Origin of the sequence: Paenibacillus sp. FSL P4-0127 (genome assembly GCF_038007325.1) — a bacterium.
Classification (GTDB): Bacteria; Bacillota; Bacilli; order Paenibacillales; family Paenibacillaceae; genus Fontibacillus; species Fontibacillus macerans.
The window spans coordinates 2,236,658-2,262,655 of sequence record NZ_JBBOWY010000001.1; the positions used below are offsets into that span (position 1 = coordinate 2,236,658).

General features: G+C 55.8%; 19 protein-coding genes. 14 read left to right on the forward strand and 5 right to left on the reverse strand.

Annotated elements, in window-relative coordinates:
* Window positions 1-6: 6 nt before the first annotated feature.
* The 3 genes from NYE74_RS09975 to NYE74_RS09985 are packed head-to-tail and all read right to left on the reverse strand — an operon-like array spanning window position 7 to window position 3,328.
* Window positions 7-1,161, reverse strand: a complete 1,155-nt coding sequence (locus NYE74_RS09975) for a hypothetical protein (protein WP_036620024.1) — start codon at window positions 1,159-1,161, stop codon at window positions 7-9.
* Window positions 1,158-2,618 (reverse strand): sensor histidine kinase, encoded by a 1,461-nt coding sequence (locus NYE74_RS09980; RefSeq protein ID WP_124333152.1) that lies wholly within the window; start codon window positions 2,616-2,618, stop codon window positions 1,158-1,160. Before NYE74_RS09980 ends, NYE74_RS09975 begins: the two co-directional genes overlap by 4 nt.
* Window positions 2,615-3,328, reverse strand: coding sequence for a response regulator transcription factor (locus NYE74_RS09985; RefSeq protein ID WP_341004773.1), 714 nt, complete (start codon window positions 3,326-3,328; stop codon window positions 2,615-2,617). The genes NYE74_RS09980 and NYE74_RS09985 overlap by 4 nt, the downstream gene beginning before the upstream one ends.
* Window positions 3,329-3,667: 339 nt before the next feature.
* Here NYE74_RS09985 and NYE74_RS09990 point away from each other — a divergent pair, with 339 nt between their 5' ends.
* The 4 genes from NYE74_RS09990 to NYE74_RS10005 all read left to right on the forward strand — a co-directional run bounded on the left by NYE74_RS09990 (window position 3,668) and on the right by NYE74_RS10005 (window position 7,331).
* Window positions 3,668-4,651 (forward strand): metal ABC transporter solute-binding protein, Zn/Mn family, encoded by a 984-nt coding sequence (locus tag NYE74_RS09990; RefSeq protein WP_051985285.1) that lies wholly within the window; start codon window positions 3,668-3,670, stop codon window positions 4,649-4,651.
* Between the two features lie 76 nt (window positions 4,652-4,727).
* A complete protein-coding gene (locus NYE74_RS09995; RefSeq protein ID WP_124333150.1) occupies window positions 4,728-5,486 on the forward strand; it encodes a metal ABC transporter ATP-binding protein in 759 nt (252 codons plus the stop codon).
* Window positions 5,487-5,491: 5 nt separating this feature from the next.
* Window positions 5,492-6,445: a metal ABC transporter permease gene (locus tag NYE74_RS10000; protein ID WP_036627617.1), complete on the forward strand. Its 954-nt coding sequence runs from the start codon at window positions 5,492-5,494 to the stop codon at window positions 6,443-6,445.
* A gap of 1 nt (window position 6,446) precedes the next feature.
* Entirely contained in the window at window positions 6,447-7,331 is an 885-nt protein-coding gene (locus tag NYE74_RS10005) for a metal ABC transporter permease (RefSeq protein ID WP_036620030.1), read from the forward strand.
* A 380-nt stretch (window positions 7,332-7,711) separates the two neighbouring features.
* Here NYE74_RS10005 and NYE74_RS10010 read toward each other — a convergent pair whose 3' ends face one another.
* Window positions 7,712-8,752 (reverse strand): LacI family DNA-binding transcriptional regulator, encoded by a 1,041-nt coding sequence (locus tag NYE74_RS10010; RefSeq protein WP_124333148.1) that lies wholly within the window; start codon window positions 8,750-8,752, stop codon window positions 7,712-7,714.
* Between the two features lie 502 nt (window positions 8,753-9,254).
* Between NYE74_RS10010 and NYE74_RS10015 the strand changes: the two genes are divergently transcribed.
* The 10 genes from NYE74_RS10015 to NYE74_RS10060 all read left to right on the forward strand — a co-directional run bounded on the left by NYE74_RS10015 (window position 9,255) and on the right by NYE74_RS10060 (window position 24,070).
* Window positions 9,255-10,178 (forward strand): ABC transporter permease, encoded by a 924-nt coding sequence (locus NYE74_RS10015; RefSeq protein ID WP_326044465.1) that lies wholly within the window; start codon window positions 9,255-9,257, stop codon window positions 10,176-10,178.
* A gap of 189 nt (window positions 10,179-10,367) precedes the next feature.
* Window positions 10,368-11,249: a carbohydrate ABC transporter permease gene (locus tag NYE74_RS10020; protein ID WP_036620037.1), complete on the forward strand. Its 882-nt coding sequence runs from the start codon at window positions 10,368-10,370 to the stop codon at window positions 11,247-11,249.
* 56 nt (window positions 11,250-11,305) lie between these two features.
* Complete coding sequence (locus NYE74_RS10025) at window positions 11,306-12,919, forward strand: ABC transporter substrate-binding protein (RefSeq protein ID WP_326044451.1); 1,614 nt, start codon at window positions 11,306-11,308, stop codon at window positions 12,917-12,919.
* A gap of 124 nt (window positions 12,920-13,043) precedes the next feature.
* Window positions 13,044-14,498: a glycoside hydrolase family 32 protein gene (locus NYE74_RS10030; RefSeq protein WP_036620042.1), complete on the forward strand. Its 1,455-nt coding sequence runs from the start codon at window positions 13,044-13,046 to the stop codon at window positions 14,496-14,498.
* Between the two features lie 148 nt (window positions 14,499-14,646).
* The gene (locus NYE74_RS10035) at window positions 14,647-15,537 is read left to right on the forward strand and encodes an ROK family protein (RefSeq protein ID WP_036620045.1); all 891 of its coding nucleotides are present in this window, start codon (window positions 14,647-14,649) and stop codon (window positions 15,535-15,537) included.
* Window positions 15,538-15,657: 120 nt separating this feature from the next.
* On the forward strand, window positions 15,658-19,485 hold the full coding sequence (locus NYE74_RS10040; RefSeq protein ID WP_341004774.1) for a GH32 C-terminal domain-containing protein: 3,828 nt from the start codon (window positions 15,658-15,660) through the stop codon (window positions 19,483-19,485).
* A gap of 678 nt (window positions 19,486-20,163) precedes the next feature.
* Window positions 20,164-20,952: an RQC-minor-1 family DNA-binding protein gene (locus tag NYE74_RS10045; RefSeq protein WP_227872917.1), complete on the forward strand. Its 789-nt coding sequence runs from the start codon at window positions 20,164-20,166 to the stop codon at window positions 20,950-20,952.
* A gap of 141 nt (window positions 20,953-21,093) precedes the next feature.
* Window positions 21,094-21,837 (forward strand): Cof-type HAD-IIB family hydrolase, encoded by a 744-nt coding sequence (locus tag NYE74_RS10050; RefSeq protein WP_164815273.1) that lies wholly within the window; start codon window positions 21,094-21,096, stop codon window positions 21,835-21,837.
* A gap of 16 nt (window positions 21,838-21,853) precedes the next feature.
* The gene (locus tag NYE74_RS10055) at window positions 21,854-22,339 is read left to right on the forward strand and encodes a DUF456 domain-containing protein (protein WP_036627623.1); all 486 of its coding nucleotides are present in this window, start codon (window positions 21,854-21,856) and stop codon (window positions 22,337-22,339) included.
* A 99-nt stretch (window positions 22,340-22,438) separates the two neighbouring features.
* Complete coding sequence (locus NYE74_RS10060) at window positions 22,439-24,070, forward strand: putative polysaccharide biosynthesis protein (protein WP_341004775.1); 1,632 nt, start codon at window positions 22,439-22,441, stop codon at window positions 24,068-24,070.
* Between the two features lie 728 nt (window positions 24,071-24,798).
* Here NYE74_RS10060 and NYE74_RS10065 read toward each other — a convergent pair.
* Window positions 24,799-25,980, reverse strand: coding sequence for a DUF2515 family protein (locus NYE74_RS10065; protein ID WP_445323419.1), 1,182 nt, complete (start codon window positions 25,978-25,980; stop codon window positions 24,799-24,801).
* Window positions 25,981-25,998 lie beyond the last annotated feature (18 nt).

The window sequence follows — 25,998 nt, forward strand, 5'->3', positions numbered from 1 at the left end:
GCCGTGTTACCAGGCGCGGAACGTGAAGCGGTAAATCTCGCTTTTTTCCATAGAGCTGCTCACAACAAAGAGATTGTCGCCGTTCCATTTCAGATTGACAAAATTATCGATATTACGATACACCACCGTGTCCGACAATAACTTGTCGCCGTCAAGATAAGCCATGTGCAGCTCATTTTTTTGGTTTTCAAGCGCCGTAAAATAAGCAATCCGGGATTCATCTTCATTTAGGTCGAAGCTCCAGATGTTGCCTTTCATCAGAAGATCGAACCGCTTTGAGGCGGCTTGGTATATGAATAGCCCCGGCACCTTGTTCACAGTGCCCTGAACCAGTATATCGCCGTTCTTGAGCACTCTGAATTGCTGTATAGCCTCCGCGGGGGTGCACGCAACTGGATTGTTCCGGCCATTCACGGGAAAGCGGTATACCATGGTCGTGTTATTCCAGCCGACAAGAGTATAAAAGTACTGCAAATCCCGGCTGAACTCAATATTGAAGAGAATCCACACGTCATCCGGATTCCGGATATGATTCTCCTTGGCAACCAGCTTTATGATTTCTTCATCGCTGTATATTAAGCGTTTCTTGTCTGAATTTAAATCGATCATTTTGAATACGAGATTATCGTGCCCGATGTAGGCGTCGTTGCCGATATACTCCCGGTAAAAAGAATTGTCATCAGCCAGTTTCCGCCGCTGTCCGGATTTCATATTGTACTCATAGGTTGTTTGCTGTGCTTGCGGTGAGCGATATTCGGAAAAGATCATCTTCTTCCGATCGGGGCTCAAGACTACGCCGTAATCGGTGTTCGTCGCGAGATCCCTCACATGGTTGTCATCCAGTTTAAGCATGGAAATTTTGATGCCGGTATAAGAGTTTTCCGGCCGGTTCAGGATCAAGGTGTTTTGATCAGCGACTTCAAAATCGTAGATGGCAAAATCATTGGGCAGCTTGATTGCGGCCTCAATCTGAACCGTACTGTTTGGCGGAGGGGCGAGACGGCTGCTGAATTGCGCTTCCGGGAGAATGACCGTCCTCAGTTTGGAACCGTTCATGTCGAACAAACCGCCGACCCCGAATATGCCGCCGACAAAGGCGGCCAGCAAAATGGTCAATAGGAGCACATCGCGATGTTTTGTCCAGAATTCCCGGTTCTTCATGCCGGCCATTCTCCCGGAAGATGGATGTGTACCTGTGTCCCTAGGTTCACTGCACTTAACATTTGGATGGTTCCTCCATGCTGTTCTATTGTATTTTTTACGATGGACAAGCCGAGGCCTGCGCTTCCTCTCTCTTTTCTGTTCACCCCGTTCACCCGGTAAAACGGCTCAAGCACATGTTTCAACGCCTCTTCACTGATGCCTTCCCCCTGATCGCTGATCACGATATAAGCCGAATTGCCCGACCGGAACGACCGGACTTCGATCATCGAATTAACATATCCGTACTTAACAGAGTTATCGAGCACATTTAGGAACGCTTCCTTGAGCTTATGACGATCGCCCTGGATATGGAGGTTCTCCTCCAGTTCATAATGGATGGCGATATTATATTTGCCCGCCTTGATCGCCATGTCCTCGCAGGCTTCCCGAACGACCTTCGACACATCGATCCGTTCGAACCGATAGGCCTGCATCGCGGCGGACGCTACGGAAAATTCCAAAATATCCGCAACCATCGCGTTCAGGCGCCTGCTTTCATTAATAATGTAGTCCAAGCCCTTGTCGAAAAACGCTTTGTCCGTAAATCCATTATCCCGCAATATTTGGGCATACCCCAAAATGGTGGTCAACGGCGTTTTTAATTCATGGGTCACATTGTCAAAAAATAATTTGCTGCGCGCCTGCACCTGTTTTACCTCATCTCGTTCACGTTCAATCACGTCGATCTGCTCCCGCACGCGGTTGATCATGACATTGAAGCTGGAAGCCAGTTCGCCAATCTCGTCTTTCGTGGAGATGTTGACGTCCGCATTCAGGTTGCCCTGCGCCACTTGTACCGCGCGTTTAGTGAGCACGCGAACCGGTCTGGTAATTTGCCGGGAAATGAAGACGGATGCGATAAATACAAATACAAAAATGACCGCCGCCAAATATTTGACCGTATTTTGAAAGCGTAAATGCCGTTTGAACAGCTCCGTATAATTTTTCTCCAATTGAATAATGCCGATGACTTGCCGGCCGGACATGACGGGAAAGGACAGGCTGGAGATGAGCTTACCTTTCTGCATCGATGTGGAGTACGCGATCTGCGAATTGGCGGCAGACTGTATATCCGGCCGTTCGGAGGCAATTACGGCAGGGCTGGAAGACGCGTTATACGGAGAAGCATCCGGGTGATAAAGCGTAACCTTGCCGCCCGCCGCGGCCCCGATCTGCTCCTCCAGGTCCCGGCTTCCCGCCTCCAGCGACTTTTCGTTCAATCGTTTGTTATGAATCAGGAAATATTGATTGAGCGCAATGTCCAGATTTTTTTTGACCTGAATCATGTCTTCGTGCACTTCCCGGTACATGTTCTCTTCGCCCACTTTGTTTGAAAGGATGAGCAGGGAAGAGAAGCCGATAAATACGATGACCGAAAAAAGGGAAACCATTTTGAACTGGATCGTCCACTTCATGTCCGCACCTGGGTGTCCAATCTGTAACCGACGCCGAACACCGTCTCGATAATGGAAGCTCCTTGACCGTCGCCGTCCAGTTTCTTGCGGATGCGCTGCACGTGTATGTCCACTGTACGGGTGTCGCCGGCAAAGTCGTATCCCCATACTTTGTCCAGCAGTTCGGATCGCGTAAACACCTTGCGGTTATGGCTTGCGAGAAAGAGCAGTAAGTCGTACTCCTTGTTTGTCAGTCCTGTGCGTTTTCCGTCCTTCCAAACCTCCCGCTCGTCCTTGCGAATCTCGATGTGCTTCCCCAAGCGAATAACCTCTAACGATTCAATTTCCAGCGTCTCGCTGATCAGATCGATTCGGCGGAATATCGCCCGGATACGCGCCACGACCTCCCGAATATCGAACGGCTTGGTGATGTAATCGTCCGCTCCCAGCTCCATGCCCAGCACCTTGTCCAGCATATCCGACTTGGCCGTAATCATAATGACCGGCGTTTTCGCATCGGCTGACAGATGCCTGCAAATATCGAACCCGCTCATATCGGGCAGCATCAAATCCAGCAGCACCAGGTCGGGATGGTGCCGGCTTAACATCTCAAGCCCTTCCGTCCCCGTCGCCGCTTCGTGGATCACGAACCCTTCCTTTCGCAAAGAATAAGACAATATGTCACGGATGGAATCTTCGTCCTCAATGATTAATAATTGCTTATGTCTCATATTCCTTTTAAATCTCCCCTGCTCTTGCAATTCGTCTTCTTATATATTTTGAAGCCAAGGCGAACAATTGAACAGAGGTCAGAGCAAAAATTTACAACTTCGATACAAATGCCGCGAGTTTCGAAACATCGATCCTGTATACTCAATTAATTTAGGCAGAAAACTATGATTCATCTAAACCGAAAAGCAAGAGGAAAAATCCTCTTGCTTTTTTGTATGCGCTGCGTGTAAAATTTGCATTAGGGAAACATTTTTATATCTAGCTAAAAAACAGGCATCAGGAAAACAAGTGTTCACTGGGGAAACAACTAATCCAAAATAAGGGGATGAATTGGGGAAATGAGCGAAAAGGACGAATGGAAGATCAAAAAAAGCCCGTTTCAGCGGGCCAAAATGACGCTGGGGATGCTGGCTTTAATCATTCTGGCGGCATGTTCGAAAGTAGAGGGACAAGCCGATCTAACGCATCGGCACGATGACGGGACGCCGATTCAGGTCGTGTCGACGATCGGGATGATAACCGATGTGGTTCGGGAGGTCGGCGGGGAGGAAGTGGACGCAGCCGGGCTGATGGGCCCGGGCGTCGACCCCCACTTATATAAAGCGTCGCAAGGTGACGTGAAGAAGCTGGATGAGGCGGAGATTATTTTTTACGGCGGGCTGCACCTGGAAGGGAAAATGACGGAGATTTTCGAGAAGCTGGAGCAAAAGAAGCGGACGGTCGCCGTTTCCCAAAATATCGACCCTGCGCTGCTTAGATCGGGCGAGGATGCGGGGGGCTCGCAATACGATCCGCACATCTGGTTCAACGTCCAGCACTGGATAACCGCGACCGAAACGATCCGCGACACGCTGATGGAGTACGATCCAAAGCACGCCGAGGTATACCGGCAGAACGCGGAGGCCTACATAGGGGAGCTGGAGCAACTGGATGCCGAAGTTAAACAACGGATCGCGGAAATCCCCGAACAGGACCGGGTCCTGGTGACGGCGCACGACGCGTTCGGGTACTTCGGGGACGCTTACGGGATTAAGGTGATGGGGCTGCAGGGCATCAGCACGGCGGCGGAATACGGTTCGAGGGATGTCAGCAAGCTGCGGGATTTTTTGGTGGAGAATCAAATTAAAGCGGTGTTCGTGGAATCGAGCATTCCGACCAAATCGATGGAAGCCGTGATCGCCGGCGCCAAGGAAAAAGGGCATACGGTGAAGATCGGCGGGGAATTGTACTCCGATTCGCTGGGCGAACCCGGCGGCGAAGCGGATACGTACATCAAGATGGTCCGCCACAACGTAAACACCATCGTGGAAGCGTTGAAATAAGAAACGTCAACCGGACGGCATATTTATTTCAAATGAAGCGGCGGCCAGCGCTGCCCGAAGAAATGAGGCGATTAAAATGAAAGTGGTTCCGCTTGAAGTTGATCAACTAACGATCGCTTATCAGAAGAAACCGGTGTTAAGATCGGTATCGTTTCAGATTCCCGAGGGGAAGCTGATCGGCGTGCTGGGCCCGAACGGAGCGGGCAAGTCAACCCTGCTCAAAGCGGTGCTCGGGCTTATCCCGAAAGTGCAGGGGAAAGTGAGTATTTACGGCAAACCTTACCGGGAGCAGCGGAAAATCGTAGGGTACGTGCCCCAGCGGGAATCGGTGGATTGGGATTTTCCGACGAACGCGCTGGATGTGGTGATGATGGGCCGCTATGGTCATTTGGGCTGGTTCCGCCGGCCCGGCGCGAAAGAGCGGCAGATCGCCATGGAGTGTCTGGCAAAGGTCGGCATGGCCGACTACGCCGGCCGGCAAATCAGCCAGTTGTCCGGCGGACAGCAGCAGCGGGTGTTCCTCGCCCGGGCGCTGGCGCAAAACGCGCAGCTCTATTTTATGGATGAGCCGTTTGCCGGGGTGGACGCCACGACCGAAAAAGCGATTATCGGCCTTTTGCATGAATTAAAGGAACAGGGCAAAACCGTGCTCGTCGTGCATCATGATTTGGCCACGGTGAGGGAATATTTCGACCACGTGCTGCTGCTGAACGGCGAGCTGATCGCCGCCGGCCCGACCGCGGAGACATTCACCCCGGAAAATTTGCAAAAAACGTACGGCGGACGGATCGCCATGCTGCAGGATCTCGCGGCCGTACCGGCGGGGACGGTGTGATGAACATGCTGGTGAACCTGATCTCTTGGATCACGGATCCGAACATGCGGTGGATTTTGGCCGGATCGCTGCTGCTGGGGCTCGGGAGCGGTGTGATCGGATCGTTTGCTTATCTGCGCAAACAAAGCCTGCTGGGCGACGCGCTGGCCCATGCCGCGCTGCCCGGCATCTGCATCGCCTTCATGCTGAGCGGCGTCAAATCGGTGGGCTTGTTCATCATCGGAGCGGCCCTGGCCGGGATGCTGGCGACGTTCGGCATCTCCGCGATCACCCGGTATTCGCGCATTAAGCAGGACGCGGCGCTCGGCATCGTGTTGTCGGTCTTTTTCGGGATCGGCATCGTCATGCTGACGAAGATCCAGCACAGCGGCAACGGCAACCAAAGCGGGCTGGATAAATATATGTTCGGCCAGGCGGCTTCCATGATGCTGTCCGATGTGTATATGATGGGGGCGGTGGCGGTGCTCTTGATCCTCGTCAGCACCTTGTTGTTCAAGGAGTTCAAGCTGGTCAGCTTCGATCCCGGCTTCGCCCGGGGGATGGGGATGAACGCGGCTTTTCTGGAACAGCTGCTGCTGTTCATGACCGTGGTGGCCGTCGTCATCGGCATCCAGGCGGTTGGCGTCGTGCTCGTGGCGGCTCTCTTGATCACCCCGGCCGTGGCCGCCAGGTATTGGACGGATGCCCTGGGCTTCATGGTAATATTGGCCGGATTGTTTGGAGCGCTGTCGGGCGTAACGGGGACGCTGATCAGCGGGGCGTTGTCCAACCTGCCGACCGGGCCGGTGACGGTGCTGGCCGCCACCTCGCTGTTTTTGGTCTCGGCGCTGTTCGCGCCAAACCGCGGGCTGCTGGCAAAATGGGTCCGGCACTGGCGGAACCGCAGCGAAGTACGGCAGCACGTGGAAGGGGCGGTTATCCGCCAAAACGCAGGCGCCATGGAAAGGGGGGCGGAGTAATATGGCCGATGTATGGATTATTGTGACCGGCACGCTGGTCGCCGCTGCCTGCGGCATCCTGGGATGTTTTCTGATTTTACGCAAAATGGCGATGGTGGGCGATGCGATCAGCCACTCCGTGTTGCCGGGGATCGCGATCGCGTTTCTGGTGAGCAGCTCGCGGGATTCGCTGCTGATGCTGATCGGAGCGGCCGCGCTTGGCCTGATTACCGTTTTCCTGATTCAGGCGCTTCAGCACAGCGGACTGCAGTCGGACGCCTCAATCGGCATCGTATTTACGGCGCTGTTCGCGGTGGGCGTCATTCTCATCAGCCGCAACGCCGCCCATATCGACCTCGATCTCGACTGCGTGCTGTTTGGCGAAATCGCCTACGTGCAGTGGGACACTTGGGTCTGGAACGGCTACGACATGGGGCCGGCGGCCGTCTGGATGCTGGGCGGTACGCTGCTTGTCGTGCTGGCGGCGATCCTGCTGTTCTACAAGCAGTTCAAGCTGTGCGCGTTCGACCCGGCGCTTGCAGCCGCCGTGGGCATTCCGGTGGCGCTGTTCCATTATCTGCTGATGGGACTGGTATCCTTGTCCACGGTCGCTTCGTTCGAAAGCGTCGGGGCGATCCTGGTCGTCGGCATGCTGATCGTCCCGGCTTCCGCGGCTTATTTGCTGACCGACAGGCTCAGCGTAATGCTGCTCCTCAGCGTGCTGATCGGCGCGGCCAGCGCCGCCGGCGGATATTACGCCGCCAAATGGCTGGACGCTTCGATCGCCGGCTGCATGGTCGCCGTGGCCGGGCTGCTGTTCGTGCTGGCGTTTCTGTGTTCGCCGTCGCACGGCCTTGCGGCCCGGCTGAGCCGGCGCCGGCGGTTGAAGTCGGCCGCGGCCGCTTAGGATGGCGGCGACTCCCGGATTTTTTGCGCGCCGTCAACGCCAACAACCACCTTCCATCTCTTTAAGAGAGAGCGGAGGTGGTTGTTGGCGTTCATGTTTGCGCGGGCCACGGGATTAGCGGTAAAAAAGGGCTCTATTTCGGACGTGTGAGGGACTTCGGCCCAAATAAGGGAATTGTTTACCGCTATGCTCGACGGATGGAGGCAGATGTACACTTTTTCCAGGGCCGGCAACAAAATAAGTACATAAAATTCCGCTATTCCTCCAAAGTGGGGGAGAATATCGAAAATAGCGGTAAAAATTACTGCTATTTTTGATGGGTGTGGCACTACGCGCGTTCTGTTTAAAGGACGCCGTCAGGCATTATCTCCCGACTGGACTTACCGGATGTTCGGCGTGGACTCCCGAATGACCGGTTTGGTGTAGATATGGGACACCTGGTAGGGCTGATTCGGGTCTTTGATGCGCGAAAGCAGCATTTCGGCGGCTTTGACGCCCATTTCGTTGCTGAAAATATGGACCGTCGTCAAATGCGGTTCGACGATCACGGACTCGGGGCTGTTGTCGAAGCCGCAGATGACGATATTTTGGGGAATCGACAGGTTGCGGTTTCTCAGCGCTTTCATTACGCTAACGGCAATGTAATCGTTGGCGCAGACGAAAACGGAAGGAAGCTCCCGAATCGCGGCCAAGCGCTCGCCCATCCACTCGGGTTCGGAGAAGAACAGCCGGTCGTCGTCGACGATGCACTGGGACAAGTCAAGGACGATGCCGGCCTCGGTCAGCGCGCGGTTAAACCCGGCCCATCTTTCGTTGAAGCTGCGGCAATGGTTGTAGTCGCCGATAAAGCCGAAGCTTTTGTAACCGCCATCAATTAATTTCCTGGTAAGCTGATAGGTGCTGTGGTCGTTCTCCATCAGCAGCACGTCGGCTTGAAATTCCGGGTAGCAAACGTAAGCCGAGCAATCGATAAAGATAGTCGGGATGCCGAGCCCGGTGATAAGCTTGCTGTATTCCAGATCAAACAGCTCGATGCAGATGATGCCGTCCACATTGGACGCGTCGAAGTTGTTCGGCAGCGACAGCGATTTTTGCTCGATGTCCCTGACGATATGAATGGACAGGTTGTAGCCTTCGGCGCTGATTCTTTTTTCCAGGCCGCTGATCAGGGTTGAACCGAAATGGGAGGTGTTCGGCAAATTCTCCGTCAGCAAAGCGATGTTGCCCGAACTTTTCGACAAAAAGCTGTCGCTGTCCATAAAGGCAAATTGCTTGTATTTCAGCTCAATGGCTTTTCTGATTACTTTATTGCGCGTTTCCGCCGGGATGCTTTCGCTTCCGTTCAGCGCTTTGGAGGCCGTGTTGCGGGAGATGCCCAAAGCGTCGGCGATATCCTGAATCGTTACTTTTTCCTTCGCCATCATTTCACCTCTATAAGATCCTCGGGTCACGATGCATAAAAAGCGAGTATTTGCAAAGATTTCCTATCTCAAATGTATAATAAAACGAGAAAAATAGCAACATCAACTTTACAAATGAACAATTGATATTTACAATTTTGCATGATTACATTTGTCAAATTATTATGCTAATTTGTTAATCGATTTAAAACATGTGCGATCCGGAAAACGCTGTTTTATACAGCTCATTTAACCGAGATTGTTTGATTCTAGAGTGTTTTGTGCGGTTTGAAATATGTTTTTGTGCAAATTTCAGAAATTTTTCTTAACAAATGCACAAAAATAATTTTACAAAATATATTGACTATGAAAGTTTCGTTTGTTAAATTGTAAATGCAACAGGGTGCAGACAATAAAGGATTAGTGTTAGTGAAAGCCCTTACTTCAAAAGAGCTGTAAATTCAACGGGAGAACGGAGGTAACAAAATTGCAAAGCACTATAAAAGCCGGACAAAGAAGAACGGTGCTTAGGAGATCCCATGGACAAAGCCCCTTCGAATATTTGCGGAAATACGGCTTCCTCTACCTGCTGCTTGCCCCGGCCCTGATCCTCACCTTGATCTTCAAATACGGGCCGATGTACGGGGCGGTGATTGCGTTTAAGGATTTCAGTCCGATCAAAGGCATCCTCGGCAGCGATTGGATCGGACTCAAAAATTTCGACAAGTTTCTGTCCTCGCCCAATTTTGAAGTCATCTTTATGAATACGCTTAAATTGAGCTTGCTTGGGCTTGTGCTCAGCTTTCCCGTGCCGATCCTGCTGGCGCTGATGCTCAATCAGATCCGCCGGGCCGGCGTGAAAAAGAACATCCAGTTGTTTCTGTACGCCCCCAACTTCATTTCCGTCGTGGTTGTCGTCGGAATGCTGTTCATCTTCCTGTCGCCGACAGGGCCCGTCAACCAGCTGTTCATCTGGTTTACGGATGAGCCGATCATGTTCATGTCCCGCCCCGAGTATTTCAGGTGGATTTATATTTTGTCGGATATTTGGACGGGAGCGGGCTGGTCCTCGATCATCTATGTGGCCGCGCTGGCCAACGTGGACCCGGAGCTGCACCATGCGGCCCACCTGGACGGCGCCAACCTGCTGCAGCGGATTCGCCACATCGATCTGCCGACGATCCGCCCGATTATGGCGATCGTGTTCATTCTCGCCGCCGGCGGGATCATGTCGATCGGCTTCGAGAAGGCTTACTTGATGCAGACGGCCATGAACCTGCCGACCTCGGAGATCATTCCGACCTACGTGTACAAAATCGGCTTGCAGTCCGGAGACTACGCTTACTCCGCCGCCGTCGGGCTGTTCAACTCCGTCATCAACGTCATCCTGCTTGTGACCGTGAATTTTGTGGTTAAGAAGCTGAACGAAGGCGAAGGCCTTTATTGAGTCATCTTTAATCACGAAGCAGGTCAAGAAGCGGATTCGGCGTCGAATCTTGAATTCAGCCGGGCCTTCCGTTGCTCACGTACCCAAAGCGTACGCTGCGCTACTCAGTTCCTAGCTTCATTCAACCTTCTCGGTGCTGAAAACCTGACTTATTGAACTCGCAACTGTATTGAAAGGAGCAAAACTGCCATGCCCATCAAACATTCGAAATTCGACCGTTTTCTGCTGGTTTTAAATGCCATCGGGCTAGCGTTTGCCGTCTTGATCGTGGTCGTCCCGCTGATTTATGTCGTCGTGGCCTCGTTTATGGACCCCTCAGTACTGCTTAGCCGCGGCTTGTCCTTCAACGTTAAGGATTGGACCCTGGACGGTTACGAGAAAATCCTGACGAATCCGGCGATGGTCCGGGGGTTCGGCAACGCGGTGCTGTACTCGACTTCATTTGCCCTGATCACCGTGACGGTGTCGGTTTTCGCGGGCTACGCCCTGTCGGATCATAGGCTTGTCGGCCGCCGCATTTTTATGACCTTGTTTTTGATCACGATGTTTTTCGGCGGCGGGCTGGTGCCGACTTACCTGCTGGTCAAAGAGCTTGGCATGATCGATACGGTCTGGGCGGTGATCATTCCCGGCGCGGTCAACGTATGGAACATCATCTTGTCGCGGACGTTTTTCAAAGGCGTGCCGAACGAGCTGAGGGAGGCCGCCAACGTCGACGGCGCTTCCGAGGCGATGATTTTCTTCCGCATCGTGCTGCCGCTGTCCAAACCGATCGTTTTCGTGTTGGCGCTGTACGCTTTCGTCGGCCAATGGAACGCCTATTTCGACGCGATGATTTACCTGGACAATCCGAACTTGCACCCGCTGCAGCTCGTGCTCCGGTCGATTCTGATCCAGAACCAGGTCGATCCCAGCATGATCGCCGATCAACTGGCCATGGCGGAAATGAAGCGGCTGTCCGAGATGATCAAATACGCGGCGATCGTGATTTCGAGCCTGCCGCTCGTCGTGATGTATCCGTTTTTCCAGAAATATTTCGAGAAAGGTGTTATGGTCGGCTCCCTGAAATAATGCCGGCTGCACATAAATGATTTGCCTAAAGCACAAACCTGGGAGGTCAAAAGACAATGGAAAAAAGCCAAAAAGTGAAATTCGCCTGCAAAGCCTTATCCGTCTCCGTACTTGCTTCCGCGCTTCTGCTGTCCGCCTGCGGCAACGGGGGAAGCAAAAATTCGGCCGCCAACGAACAGGATCCGAGCGGGAAGATCACGCTGAACATGATGACGCAAAGCTCGCCGCTGGCGCCCGCGGATCCCAACGACAAGCTGATTTTCAAACGGCTGGAGGAAAAAACGAACGTCCATATCAATTGGAAGAATTTCACCAAGGACGTGTTCGTGGAAAAAAGAAATCTCGCCATGGCCAGCGGCGATCTTCCCGACGCCATCTTCGACGCCGGTTACACCGATTACGAGCTGCTCAAGCTGGCCAAGGACGGGGCGATCATTCCGCTGAACGATCTGATTGAGCAGTATATGCCGAATTTCAAAAAGGTGCTGGAAGAAGCTCCGGAATACAAGGCGATGATTACTGCGCCGGACGGCAACATCTACGCTTTTCCGTGGATCGAAGAGCTCGGCAAGGGTAAGGAGCGGATTCAATCCGTCGACGCCGTTCCGTGGATCAATGTGGAATGGCTGAATAAGCTCGGTCTGGAGATGCCGAAAACGACGGAGGAATTGAAGCAGGTGCTGATCGCCTTCAAAACCCAGGATCCCAACGGAAACGGGCAGGCCGACGAAATTCCGCTGTCTTTTATCAACAAGCCGGGGGCCGAGGATTTGGTGTTCCTGTTCGCCGCGTTTGGCTTAGGGGAAAATCCCGATCACGCGGTAGTTACGAACGACGGCAAAGTCGTGTTTGCGCCTGCCGAGGAAGGCTACAAAAATGCCGTCAAATATATCAACGAGTTATACAAGGAAGGACTCATCGATGTCGAAGCGTACACGCAGGACTGGAGCACGTATCTGGCCAAAGGCAAGGACCATAGATACGGCCTCTACTTCACCTGGGACAAGAGCAACATTACGGGCGCTAATGACAGCTACGAGGTCATGCCGCCGGTAGCCGGGCCGGACGGTGAAATCAATGTGGCCCAAACGAACGCGCTGGGCTTCCATCGCGGCCGGATGGTCGTTACGAGCACCAACAAAAACCTGGAAGCGACGGCGAAATGGGTGGATCAGATGTACGATCCGATCCAATCCGTGCAGAACAACTGGGGCACTTACGGCGACGAGTCGCAGCAAAACATCTTCGAATACGACGAAGCGAGCAACAGCCTGAAGCACCTGCCGCTGAACGGAACCGCTCCGGTGGAACTGCGCGAAAAAACGAGCGTTGGCGGCCCGCTGGCGATCCTGGACAGCTATTTCGGCAAATATACCACCGTGCCGGACGACGCCAAAGAAAGAATGCAAATCGTCAAGGAGGTCATGGCTCCTCATATGAAGGCGGAGCAGGCAATGCCCAATGTATTCCATTCAATCGATGAGCTGGACCGGCTGACGACGATCGAAACGGACCTATTCGCTTATGTGCTGAGAAAGCGCACCGAGTGGTATCAGAACGGCAAAATCGATGAAGAGTGGAGCGGCTATTTGCAGGAGCTGGATCGGCTTGGGCTGCAGGAATGGCTGAAAATCAAGCAGGGCGGATATGATCGGGCCATGAAGAAGTAATCGGGAAGTAAAGCGGCATCGCACAAAGCATCCGTATTCAACGAAAATTCCGAGAAATAGAAAATGATAGGTATTTACAGAGATAGCCGATTTTATTACGGAGGCAAAAAGGAGAGACGCTGGAATGTCGACAATCGCCAAGCAAAACTACAGAGGCAGGTATCATTTCTCGCCGGAGAAGAACTGGATGAACGATCCGAACGGATTGGTTTATTTTGCCGGAGAATACCATCTATTCTATCAATATTATCCTCACGGAACGACCCATGGGCCGATGCACTGGGGCCACGCCGTAAGCGAAGACCTGGTTCATTGGGAGGAGCTTGACATTGCGCTCTTCCCCGACGAGAACGGCACGATTTTCTCGGGAAGCGCGGTAGTGGACTGGGGCAATACGACCGGCTTTTTCGAGGAGGAACCGGGGCTGGTCGCGATTTTCACCCATCACCTCGAAGCGGAAGGAAAACCTCCCGTGCAAACGCAAAGCATCGCCTACAGCAAGGACAAAGGCAGAACTTGGACGAAATACGCGGGAAATCCGGTGTTGAGACATGAACGCTTCGTTGATTTTCGCGATCCCAAGGTGTTTTGGCATGAAGGTACCCGGCGTTGGGTTATGATCATCGCTTGCGGGCAGACGGTATGCCTGTATCATTCTCCCGATTTAAAAACATGGACGTTCGCCAGCGAATTCGGCAGCGGGATCGGCTTCCATGAGGCGGTTTGGGAGTGTCCCGATTTGTTCCGGCTGGCGGTCGACGGCGATGCCTCCCGGCAAAAATGGGTGATGCTGGTCAGCGTGGGCGATCATCCCGCTTATGCGGAAGGGTCGAGAACGCAGTATTTTACCGGGGAATTCGACGGCGTGACGTTCACGCCCGATGAAGACTCGCGCGCGGTCCGCTGGCTGGATTATGGCCGGGACAATTACGCGGGCGTCAGTTGGTCCGATATTCCGGCGGAGGATGGCAGACGGCTGCTGATCGGCTGGATGAGCAACTGGAAGTATGCGCAGCTTACGCCGGCGGAGGAGTTTCGCGGCGCAATGACGGTACCGCGGGAACTTGCTCTGGAATCCCGGAACGGTGCGACCGTTCTGACGCAGAGACCGGCGCGGGAACTGGCGCGTGTGCGCCGGCCGGTGCTCAGCCTGGCGAATGTCGCCGCCGGGGAAGCGGAAGCCGCGCTGCGTTCCCTGCGGCTGGACAGCTGCGAGCTGGTTGCGGAAGCCGCGCCCGGCGCGTCCTTTGCCTTTAAGGTCAGAACGGGGGCCGGCCAGGAGACGGTTGTCGGCGTGAACGCGGCTTCCGGGGAGGTCTATGTGGACCGCACGAAGTCGGGGCAGCATGAGTTCCACGAGCAGTTTCGCGGCGTACACGCGGCCAAGCTGCATTCCGCGGGAGAAAAGCTCGAGCTGCGCATTTTCGTGGACCGCGCCTCCGTCGAAGTGTTTGCCAATGACGGGGAAGCGGTTATTACCGATCTGATCTTCCCTGGCCCGGAGGCCACCGGCCTATCCCTGGCGGCGGAAACGGACTTGGCGCTGAAGTCGCTGACGATTTATGAGCTGGCGCCGTAATTTAGATGGAGGCAGCGATGCCAGGGTACGGCGCTGGTATCCGTTACGATCGGCGGCGCTGCGGCCGATGAATGCGGCCATCGGCCGATGAAACATACAAGATGCGGGACCGCCTTGGACTGTATCGAAAAAAAAGGAGATCATCAACATGCGCATAGGAGCGATTGAAGCCGGCGGGACGAAATTCGTCTGCGGCATCGGCAATGAGCACGGCGTGATTGAGGACAGCATCAGTTTTCCGACGGAAAGTCCGGAGATCACGCTTGGCAAAGCGATTGCTTATTTGAAGGACAAACGGGTGGAGGCGATTGGGGTCGGTTCATTTGGCCCCATCGATCTTCGGCAAGACAGCCCCACCTACGGCTATGTGACCACAACGCCGAAACCCGGTTGGAGCCGGTTCGATTTCCTCGGCGCGCTGCGCCGCGAATTCCCGGTCCCCTTGGGCTGGGATACCGACGTGAACGCGGCCGCGCTGGGGGAAGCGGCGTGGGGGGCCGCCCGGGGCCTGAACAGCTGCCTGTATTATACGGTGGGAACGGGCGTGGGGATCGGCGTTTATCTGGAAGGCCGGCTGGTGCATGGGCTGGTTCACCCGGAGGGCGGCCATGTGCCGGTAAGGCGGCACCCGGACGATGATTTCGCGGGCCGCTGCCCGTATCACGGCGATTGCCTGGAAGGCATGGCGGCGGGACCGGCGATCGAAGCCCGCTGGAAAGCCAAAGGGCATGAGCTGCCAGGGAATCATCCCGCTTGGGAAATCGAGGCGTTTTATCTTGCCCAGTCGATTACGGGGGCGGTGCTCTTGGTTTCGCCGGAAAAGGTCATCCTGGGCGGCGGGGTCATGCAGCAGCCCCAACTCTTCCCGTTGATCCGGGAGGCGGTGCGCCGAAATCTGAACGGATACATAAACGCCGGCGAGATTTTGGAGCGCATGGAGGAGTATATCGTGCCTCCCGGCCTTGGGCAGCATGCAGGGCTTTGCGGCGCTTTGGCATTGGGGCTGAAGGCGTTAACCGGGCCGCTTCTTTCTTCTTAAGCGAAAGCGAAGAAAGCGGCGAAGAGAGCGTGCCGGAGGGAGGCGGTGGCCGTGATCCATGGCCTCCTGCGCCGGAAGCCAAAACAAGTTTGTATCTCTTACAGGAAAAGAGGGTGTATCATGGGCAAAGGAAAATCCGTATTATCCATCCTTTTGTCCTCCGCGCTTATTTTTGCCGGGCTTGATGCTGGGATGGTCCGGGCGGCAGGCGCGGAGACGGAAACGGGAAAGGGGGCAAAGGCCATTTTTGAAAGCGCAACCAAATTGGAGACGAATTTGACCGGCTGGCGAATCGAGGGAAAAGGCCGAATGGAGACGGTGGAGCAGGGGCTTCTGCTCGTCTCGGAGCCGAGGGAGAACGTGATGGCCCTGACGGAAACCCGGGCGGCCGATTTTATCTATGAAGCCGACGTCATGATAACGGAGAGGCAGGCGGACGCCACGTTGGTATTCCGCTCCAATCAGGATGGGTGGTCCTCCTACATGCTTCAGCTCGTGCCGAACGCGGGATTGATCCGGCTAAAGGATGCAAGCGAAGACGGCAAGCTGCGGGAAGAACGGCGGGTGGACTTGGCCGAAGGGGAAATCTATCATCTGAAAGTCAAAGCCGAAGGAACCCGGCTTCAGGTATTTTGGGGGGACCGTTATAAACCGTTGATCGACGTCCATGACGGGGCTTATGCTTCCGGCTATTTGGGCCTGAACGTTTGGGACGGCTCCGCGCTGTTTCAGAACGTGAAGGTCAGCGAACTGAACAGCAATTTAGGCGCGGCGATCGCGAGTTTTGGAGTCTGGCAGCCGGACCTGCGGGGGGAGCTGGGAACGGCGGACGGTACCGGGCGGGCGCTGCGGCTTTATCAGGGGGCTGAGCGGGATCTCGTGCTGGAAGGAAACGTGTCTTTTGCCGCAGACCAGGGGGAAGCCGGTTTGCGGTTCAGAGCGAACGGGCAGGGGACGGACGGCTACGAGGCGGCTTTGCGAAAAGACGGCGGCCAGGTTTGGGCGGAGCTGAGAAAAGCGGACGGCCGCGTCATCGCGGCCTCGGAACGTGCTTACCCGTCGGCTTCCAAAGCAAGGCACCATCTGGAAATCCATGCGCTCGGGAGCCGGATTCAGGTCTATGTGGACGGATACGCCGAACCGGCCGTGGATGCCGTTGACAATAGCTACGCGGACGGTCACGCGGGATTTGCGGTATCCGGGGGAGCGGCATATTTTCAGGACGTCTATTTGACTGCGGCCAATGATTATTATACGGAAAAATACCGCCCCGACTACCATTATTCGCCCGCCCGCGGGTCGGCAAGCGATCCGAACGGACTGGTCTATTACGAAGGGGAATACCATCTGTTTCATCAGGACGGCGGAACTTGGGCGCACGCGGTCAGCACCGATCTCGTTCATTGGAAGCGCTTGCCTATCGCTTTGCCCTGGAACGATTTGGGCCATGTCTGGTCGGGTTCGGCCGTCGCCGATCTCCATAATGCCTCCGGCTTGTTCGCGGATTCCGGGGGCAAAGGCCTGATCGCCTATTATACTTCCTATAATCCGGACCGCCCGAACGGCAACCAGCGCATTGGGCTGGCGTACAGCAAGGATCGCGGCCGCACCTGGGAGTACGCCGCAGAGCGCCCGATCGTGATCGAAAATCCGGGCAAGCAGGGGGACGATCCGGGAGGCTGGGATTTTCGCGATCCCAAGGTCGTGCGGGATGAAGAGCATAACCGCTGGGTTATGGTTGTGTCCGGCGGCGACCATATCCGCTTTTTCACTTCGACCAACCTGATCGACTGGACGCTGACCGACAGCTTCGGATACGGGGCTTATGTCCGCGGCGGCGTGTGGGAGTGCCCCGATTTATTCCAACTGGCCGTGGACGACACGGGCGAGAAAAAATGGGTGCTCATGATCAGCACGGGGGCCAACCCGAATACGCAGGGTTCGGCCGCGGAGTATTTTATTGGGGAGCTTACTCCGGAAGGTAAGTTCGTTAACGACAACCCTGCCGGCAAGGTGCTGGCGACCGATTACGGAAAAGAGTACTACGCCTCTATGTCTTTTGCCGGTATGCCGGACGGACGCAGGGTGATGCTGGCCTGGATGACGAACTGGGATTACCCGTTTGCTTTTCCGACCGAGGGTTGGAAGGGGGTTCTAAGCATTCCGCGCGAGTTAACGCTGCAGAAGACGGACGAGGGAATCCGCCTGGCACAGACGCCGATCCGCGAGCTGGAATCGCTGCGCGGCCAGCTGCTGTTTGCGGCGTCGGACCGCCGCGTCCAAGCGGATAGGGAGAATTTACTGAAAGGCGTGTCCTCAGGAGTCTATGAAATTGAAGCCGAAATTGAAATTCCTCAGGCCAGCAACGTGAGCGAATTCGGTTTCCGCCTCCGCGAGGGAGCCGGAAAGCGGACGGTCGTCGGGTACAAAACAAAAGAGAACGAGATCTACGTGGATCGCTCCCTTTCCGGCGACACCGGCTTCTCCGAGCGGTTCACCACGCTTCATCAGGCGCCGCTTCAGCCGGACAACCGGCGTGTGAAGCTGCGGATTTTCGTGGACGATTCCTCGCTGGAGGTATTCGGAGGGGATGGCCGCGTAGTATTTTCGGAGGTGATTTTTCCCGATCCTGCGCACCGTGAAATGAGCCTTTTTACTGTAGGTGGAGAGGTGAACGTGGTTTCCTTGAAAGTGCACGCACTAACAAACGTATGGAACGAGGCGGCGGAGAGCCAAACCTCCATCGTGATGGACACGAGTCCGCAGCAAATGGGGCTGGGAGATACCCGGACCTTGTATGCGGCGGTGAACGGCGGCGCCAAAGGCGGGCGCAGCGGCGGTTCGGACGGCAACCGAAATCAGCCGATCCGCTGGGAGACAAGCGATCCGCAAGTCGTGGCCATCGCCTCGTCCGATCAGCGGCAGGCGGTGATTCGCGCGGCCGGCCAAGGAGAGGCGGTGATCACCGCCTCCACCCCGAACGGGAAAGCGTCGGCCAGCGTTCCGGTGAAGGTGTTTGCCGGGGAGTTCCATACGAATCTGACCGGCTGGACTCCCGATTTGGCGGCATCCTCCTGGGTGGCGACGGAGAAGGGCATCCGCGGCAGCTACGGGAGCGACGCTCATTATGTGGCGGAGGAGACGGCCGGGGATTTTGTGTATGAGGCCGAAATGACGCTGGCCGAAACGGGCGGTGCGGGCTCTATCCTGTTTCGGGCCAGCCGGGACGGGCGAAGCGGGTACTATTTTAATCTCGATCCGAATATGAAAGCTTTCCGTTTGTTCTACAAAATCGATGGCGCATTTGCCGAACGCCAGGTGCTGGCGAACGTGCCGGCATTCATCCAGCCGGGGAAGAAATACGCCATCGTCATCGAAGCGGACGGGCCGCGTATCCGGATTTCCGTGGACGGTGCCGGGATCATTGACATTACCGACGGAACGTTCGCGGAAGGGCATTTCGGCGTTCACGTCTTCGGCGGCGCGGCTTATTACCAAAACGTCAACGCCAGCCGGGCGGAGCAGGCCAAGCTGCGGAAGACAAGGTTCGTTAACGCCGGCGCGAACGCGTCGCTGTATGCAGCGAAAGCGGAAAACGGCGAGCCGGTCGCGCTGCTCCCGGCCGGGGCTGGGGAGGCGTCCTCCCAGACTTGGGTTTTGGTGCCGACCGGAGACGAGTCGGGCTCATATTCGATCCGCACCGCCGCGGGAGGCAAAGCTTTGGACCTCGATACCGGCCAAAACAAACTCCAGCTGTACGATTATCTCGGCTACGACAATCAGCGCTGGCTGCTTCGCGACAATGGCGACGGCACGGTAGCCATTCTGTCGCTTCACAACCAGCAAGCGCTTGAAGCTTCGGCGGACGGCGGCTCCTTGTACTTGAACGAACCGGATCCGGCGCTGGACCGGCAAAAATGGCGAGTGGCGGATACCGGCGCGCCATGATGCTTCTGGATTTTTAGCTGCCGCGGCCGGATCGTTTAAGGGCTCCCGAATAGCGGAGAAGGTTTCTTCCGCTTGGGAGCTCTGTTTTTGTTTGGATATTTGCGAGTAATGATATAGTTTATACTATATAAATCAACTGTCGGTGCGATCAACATGAAATTGGCAATTAAGCGAAGCGGTTGTTGCAAAGCGATCGCCCCACCCGAGCGTACCTGCTTCATTCTCCAGCTTTCTTGGTCCATTGTTATAATGGAATAGTTGCAGAATGTACAGTTACTTATCGGGAAATGCTGCCACAGCACCTGAATAAGTGTAAAACCTGCAATTACTCCGCTGCCTTTTTGAAGAAGAGACACAGAAACGAGGAAATCGATGTATGAAATACAATTAAACGGATGATTGATAAATGGATGTAAAGTTGGTTGTATGATTTGCAATTAATGGTCAGAGAGGGGCCGGTCAAGCACACTTTTGCCCGCCATCCGACCAGACGAATAAATAGGCAACGGTGTACTCTGTCTGTACAGCATCGGCAGTTTAGCCGATTTTGGTTCGGCGAAAGTTGAGTATATAAGTTGAACTAAAGAAATGCGGGAGTTAGGCAAAAGGATTTATACAACATCTGAATTTAATTGAATTAGAGATATGTTTCAAAAAACGGAACGGGAAGGGAAGAAAGTGAACGATACATCCGATAAACTCATGTTGACGGAAGAGGAAGTTCGTTACATGCTTCATGCCGCCGACAGCATCGCCGGTTGCGCGGGAAGAACGATGCTGGCCAAAATATTGAAGGGTTCCCGCGACAAAAAACTGTTGGCGCTAGGACTGAACGATAGTATAGCATACGGATATTATCGGCGGCTAACGATCGCAAACATCACTGAGCGTGTAGACTGGATGATTAAAAACGATTTTCTGTCATTCAGTTGGGTTGGCGAAATGCCGGTGCTGGTGTTTACGGAGCGGGGGCGGGAAATCCAGCGGGAGCAGTTGGCGGACCTGCTGCTGTCGCAGTGGAAGGCTTGGGTGGAAGCCGGGATTCCCGTCGTGGATATGACCTACCTCAAGGACCGCGACCGGAGCATGATCTTACTGTTTTTGCAAAAAATCGCGAATTCGCGGGACGCCCGCTACATTCCTTTGCTGAAACAGTGGGAGCTTGTGGATTACAGGAAGGTGCGGCATGCCATTGGTCAAGTTATCGTCCACCTGCAGCAAGGGACAAACCAACCGCTCGTGCTGGAAGGCGCGCCGGTGGATGCAGGGGTGGGCGACGGAAAGCCGATTATCGGGGAACGGAAGAGCGAACGATTGAAATGTCGGGACTGCGGCGCGCGTTTTGACTGGACCGTAGAAGAGCAGGACAGTTTCCGCATGAGAGGGTGGGACCCGCCCAAAAGATGCCGGGAATGCCGGAAGGAACGCAGCATCACAAGACTCTTTGACTTTGATGGCTGGATATGATGCAATAACGGCTCGGAAGCTGCGACCGGCGAGTCTCCGGTTAGCCTGCCTGTTTTGCCGAAGCTTTGTTGGGATTCCGGGATTATGGTAAAATGGCGGTGTACTAATATAGGATGACCCGAAGATGGGAGGAGCTTTTTTTTGAAGTACAAATTGTTGGCGCTCGATATGGACGGAACGTTGTTGAACGATGAGCAGCAAATTACGCCGGAAACGGAAAAATGGATTCGCAAGGCGGCGGCGGCCGGGGTACATGTCTGCCTGTCGACGGGGCGGGGATATCATGAGGCGATCGCGTACGGGGAGCAGCTTGATCTGGGCACGCCGATGATCACCGTGAACGGGAGCGAAATATGGAGAACGCCGAAAGAGCTGCACAGCCGGGTATTGCTTGACCGGTCGCTTGTCGCCCGGATGCATGCCATTGCCGAGGAAAAGAAGGTATGGTTTTGGGCCTACTCGGTGGAAGGCAGCTATAATGAAACGAATTGGGTCCCTGAGGTGCTGGAGCGCAACCAGTGGATGAAGTTCGGCTATTTTACCAAGGACGACGAGGCGCGCCAGGATATCAAGCGGCAGCTCCAGGAGCTGGGCGGTCTGGAAGTCACCAATTCGTCGCCGTACAATTTGGAGATCAATCCCGCGGGAATCAGCAAAGCGAGCGGCATTCGCACCGTTTGCGATTGGTTTGGCCTCGATTTGTCCGAAGTCGTGGCGGTTGGGGACAGCCTGAACGACCTCGCCGCGATCGAAGCGGCCGGGCTCGGCGTCGCTATGGGCAACGCCCAGGAAGCCGTAAAGGCCAAGGCGGACGTGGTAACGGCCACGAACAACGAGGACGGCATCGCGCTGATTATCCGCGATTATATTTTAACGGGAGAGTGAAGCTGTCGTGATGACCATGACCGTGCTCGGATGGATTTTGGTGATATTGCTGTTTGCCATCGGTATGGCGGGGGCGGTATATCCCGTGCTTCCCGGCGTCATCGCCATCTATTTCGCCTTTTTTGTGTACGGCTGGTTTTTCTCCTTCGAGCCGTTCGGGCCGCTTTTCTGGATCGTGCAGACGTTGATCGTCGTTGTGCTGCTGGTCGCGGACTATGCGGTCGGAGCCTGGGGCGTGAAAAAATTCGGCGGCAGCAAGCTGTCCGTCTGGCTCAGCACGATCGGCATCATCATCGGACCGTTTGTTATCCCGGCGTTTGGGCTTGTGATCGGGCCGCTAGTCGGGGCGATGCTCGGGGAGCTCATTAGGGGCGAGTCGCTTTCCAAGGCGTTTAAAGTCGGGATCGGCTCGGTCGTTGGCCTGTTCAGCAGCATCGTCGTCAAGGTGATTTTGCAGCTGGTCATGATCGTCGCGTTTATTATCTGGATCATGGCGGCTTAGCTTTGCGGCGGATAGGCCGGCGCCAGGCTTCTTGCTTTTAGAACGTTATAATCATCGCAGAAATGGACTTATTCAGGGGAGCGAAAGAAGGAATCGTTGTTGTCCAAAAAAGAATCGTTTATTAAAGGCACTTTGATTTTAGCGGGGGCGGCGCTGATCGCGAGGGTGCTCGGATTGTTTCAGCGCGTGCCGCTGGAACACATTCTCGGCAGCGTCGGGAACGCCTCCTATTCGCAGGCGAACAATGCTTATTTCATGCTGCTCACCTTGGCCACGGCCGGCATTCCCAGCACGTTAAGCAAAATGGTTTCCGAACGCCACGCCTTAAACCGGCCCGACGAGGCCCGCCGCGTGTATCACGCCGCGCTGATCTTTGCCGCAGCCGCCGGCGTCATCATGTTTGCGCTGCTGTTTGCTATGGCGCCTTATTATGCGAAAGCTTCCGGTGTTCCTGAGTCGGTGGTGGCGATTCGGGCGCTTGCCCCGGCGCTGCTGCTGTTTCCGCTGATCGCCATCATCCGCGGTTATTTGCAGGGGCGGAACATTATGATCGCCGGCGGCATCTCTCAAGTCATTGAGCAGATCGTTCGTGTGACGACAGGCATTGTTTTGGCGTTTATGTTATACAACTGGGGGTTCTCCGGAAAGGATATCGCCGCAGGGGCAACCTTCGGCGCGGTGCTTGGCGGCGTTGCCGCTTTGATCGTTATGTTGTATTTCAGCGTAAAAATGCTGCGGCAGGACCGGACCGAACGGGCACAGGATGCCAAACCGGAAGAAAAGCTGCCGTTTAAGCGGATTTATGCGGAAATTTTCAAATTGTCGATCCCGATCGTGTTGACTTCGCTGGCGGTTTCGGCCGTCAATTTTATCGATAGCTCAATTGTGGAGCCGTTGTTAAGAGGCCAAATCGGTTCTGAACAAGCCACCTATATCCTAGGGATATTGGGTACCCGGGCGCAAATGATCGCCGGCATTCCGCCGATTTTGGCCATTGCGCTTAGCCAATCGCTGGTGCCGATTATTTCTGCGGCCTACGCCCGGAAAGACCAGGAGCATTTGCAGCGCCAGGTTACGCTGGCGATGCGGATTTCGGTGCTGACCGGCATGCCGATCATCGTCGCGCTCGGTTCGGCGGCTTATTCCGTGAACGGCTTGCTGTTCAGTACGCGGGACGGCAGCGGTATCGTGGCCTTGCTGACGTTTATGACGATTTTTCAAATTACGATGATGACCAGCAACTCGATCCTGCTCGGCGTGGGCAAAGCGAACCAGTCGATGGTTCACGTCGCGATCGGGGTTGCCTTGAAGCTGGCGGCGAGCTATATCCTCGCGCAATTTTGGGGAATTTACGGCATCGTTACGGCGACAGGACTATGTTTCCTGGTCATTACACTGCTCAATGTACGGGCGATGAAGCGGATCGTTCCGTTCTCGCTGATGGGCGGCCGTTGGCCGGGTTTTCTGGCGACGGTGGCCGTGCTGTCCGGCGTGGGCTACGGCCTGAATCAGGCCGGCATCCAAATGGAGGCGCTGATGCCGGCGCGGATCGCCTTCTTCCTGACCTGCTGCATCGTCGGAGCGGCCGTGGTCGCTTTGTACCCGGTCATGCTGATCCTGCTGCGGGTGGTCCGCAAGGATGAACTGGCCGGTTATCCGAAGCCGCTGCGGAAACTGCTGTCCCCGCTCATGCGCCTGCAGCGCGGCGGCGAAACCGCCGTGGGGAAATAAGTAGTGGCGGCGGGCAGGGTTCGGGCGCTGCTAACGCGCCTTTTCCAGGTGCGCGTTCCCGTGCTGCAGGGGGGCTGGTTAGACCGTGCGCTGCCTTTGGACAAACTTTTACCACCTGGCGGTGCGAGGCAGCATTGAACGCGGCCGCGCTGGAACGGACCGACCTGCGGCCGCGTTGCCGACCTACGGCCGAACCTGGGCGTCCCGTTAGCCGAACCTAGGCGTCCCGCCAGCCGAACCTGGGTGTCCCGTTAGCCGAGCCTGGGCGTCCCGCTAGCCGAACCTTGTCCCGCTAGCCGAACCCGGGCGTCCCGCTAGCCGAACCTGGGCGTCCCGCTAGCGGTAAAAAAGGGCGCTATTGATAGAGTTTTGCGTGTTAACAGGAAGTTAGCGGAATTTTTGGGCGTTATTTTTGTGGGATTGGCTATGAAAGGACCTGTTTTAGCAGGCGGCCCCTCAAATAACGCCTTTTTATTCCGCTATTTCTTTATGGCGGGCAAACTTTGGCGAAATAAGACCATAATTTACCGCTATTTAATAGCGTATTATTTGAACTTAAGCGTGTTGGTGTGCAACCTGCGACTATGGTGATCTCGAGCAACTGTGCAGATGTAAATTACCTATGTCGCGTTTAGGAGCAATGCCAACTAGTTTTGTTTATGATAGAAGTGTTGCACGCAAATTGCGCAAATTGGGAGTTTGTTCATCTTAATGAGCCGCGCCAACTTTTAGGAGTCGCCGAGCGCATCGTGGAGCAGCGCCGTTTCGAGGATGCCGCCCCGGTGCTCGCGGCTGATGTCGCACAGAAACGGCCGCTTCGGCGCGCTGATCCCGTCCAGCGCGCTGTGGTCCTTGAGCCAATCCTCCCGGGATATTGGCTCATAGGGCGTATCGCCCCAAGCGCTCAGCAGCTTGGGGCTGTAGAGACGCTCGCCCGCCGGCAGCGTCTCGCTTTGAAGAAGCTCTGACGCCTGCCTTGCGGCGGTCAGAGCTTCTTCCTTATTGGCCGTGAACAAGTCCGGCCAATAATCCGCCCGCGAGCCGCTGTGCGGCACGCTCGCGGCGAACCGCTCCGCGCCGCAGCGTACGGCGCGGTAGCCCATCAGCATCGCGTATAGGCTTTTGCCTAACGCGATGCGGGCGGGCAGGCTGCCGAAGTCGGAGACGACGCGCCCCGCAAGGCGGCGCACCTCCCACCCGGCAGCCGGCCCCGGCTGCGGCGCGGCGCCTTGCGCTTCCGCAGCGCCGCTCCCCGCGCCGGCGCGTCCAGGCAAAGCCGCGCCTTCCGCACTGTCCCCGCCGGAACAGCGCGCTTGCGGAGCGCCCTCGCCGGCGTTGGAACAGTACGCTGCCGCTCCGCCCTCGCCACCGGCGTCCGTCCCGTATCCCGCGGCGGAAGTATTCGCGCCGGCCCCACCCGACGTGGCCCCACCAGCACCAGAACCCCTCAGAGCGGTGTTTCCGGCTTCTCCGTCGCCTTCGCCTCGGCTGGCTTCGGCCTTCGCTCCGCGTACGGCAGCCGCTCCCTCAGCCGCACCAGCGACCTGCCCCAGGTTTTCTCCGGCGATCTCGCCCTGAACTGTTCCGGCCTCCTTCGCTCCGCGTACGGCAGCCGCTCCCTCAGCCGCACCAGCGACCTGCCCCAGGTTTTCTCCGGCGATCTCGCCCTGAACTGTTCCGGCCTCCTTCGCTCCGCGTGCGGCAGCCGCTCCCTCAGTCGCTCCAGCATCCGGCTCCAGGCTTTCTTCGGCGATCTCGCCCTGAACTGTTCCGGCCTCCTTCGCTCCGCATGCGGCAGCCGCTCCTTCAGCCGCTCCCTCAGCCGCTTCAGCGTCCGGCCCCGGGCCTTCTTCGGCGGTTTCACCCCGAGCTAGTCCGGCCTTCGCTCCGGCAGCGGCGGGCGCAGCCACAGGCCCGCCCTCCTGAGC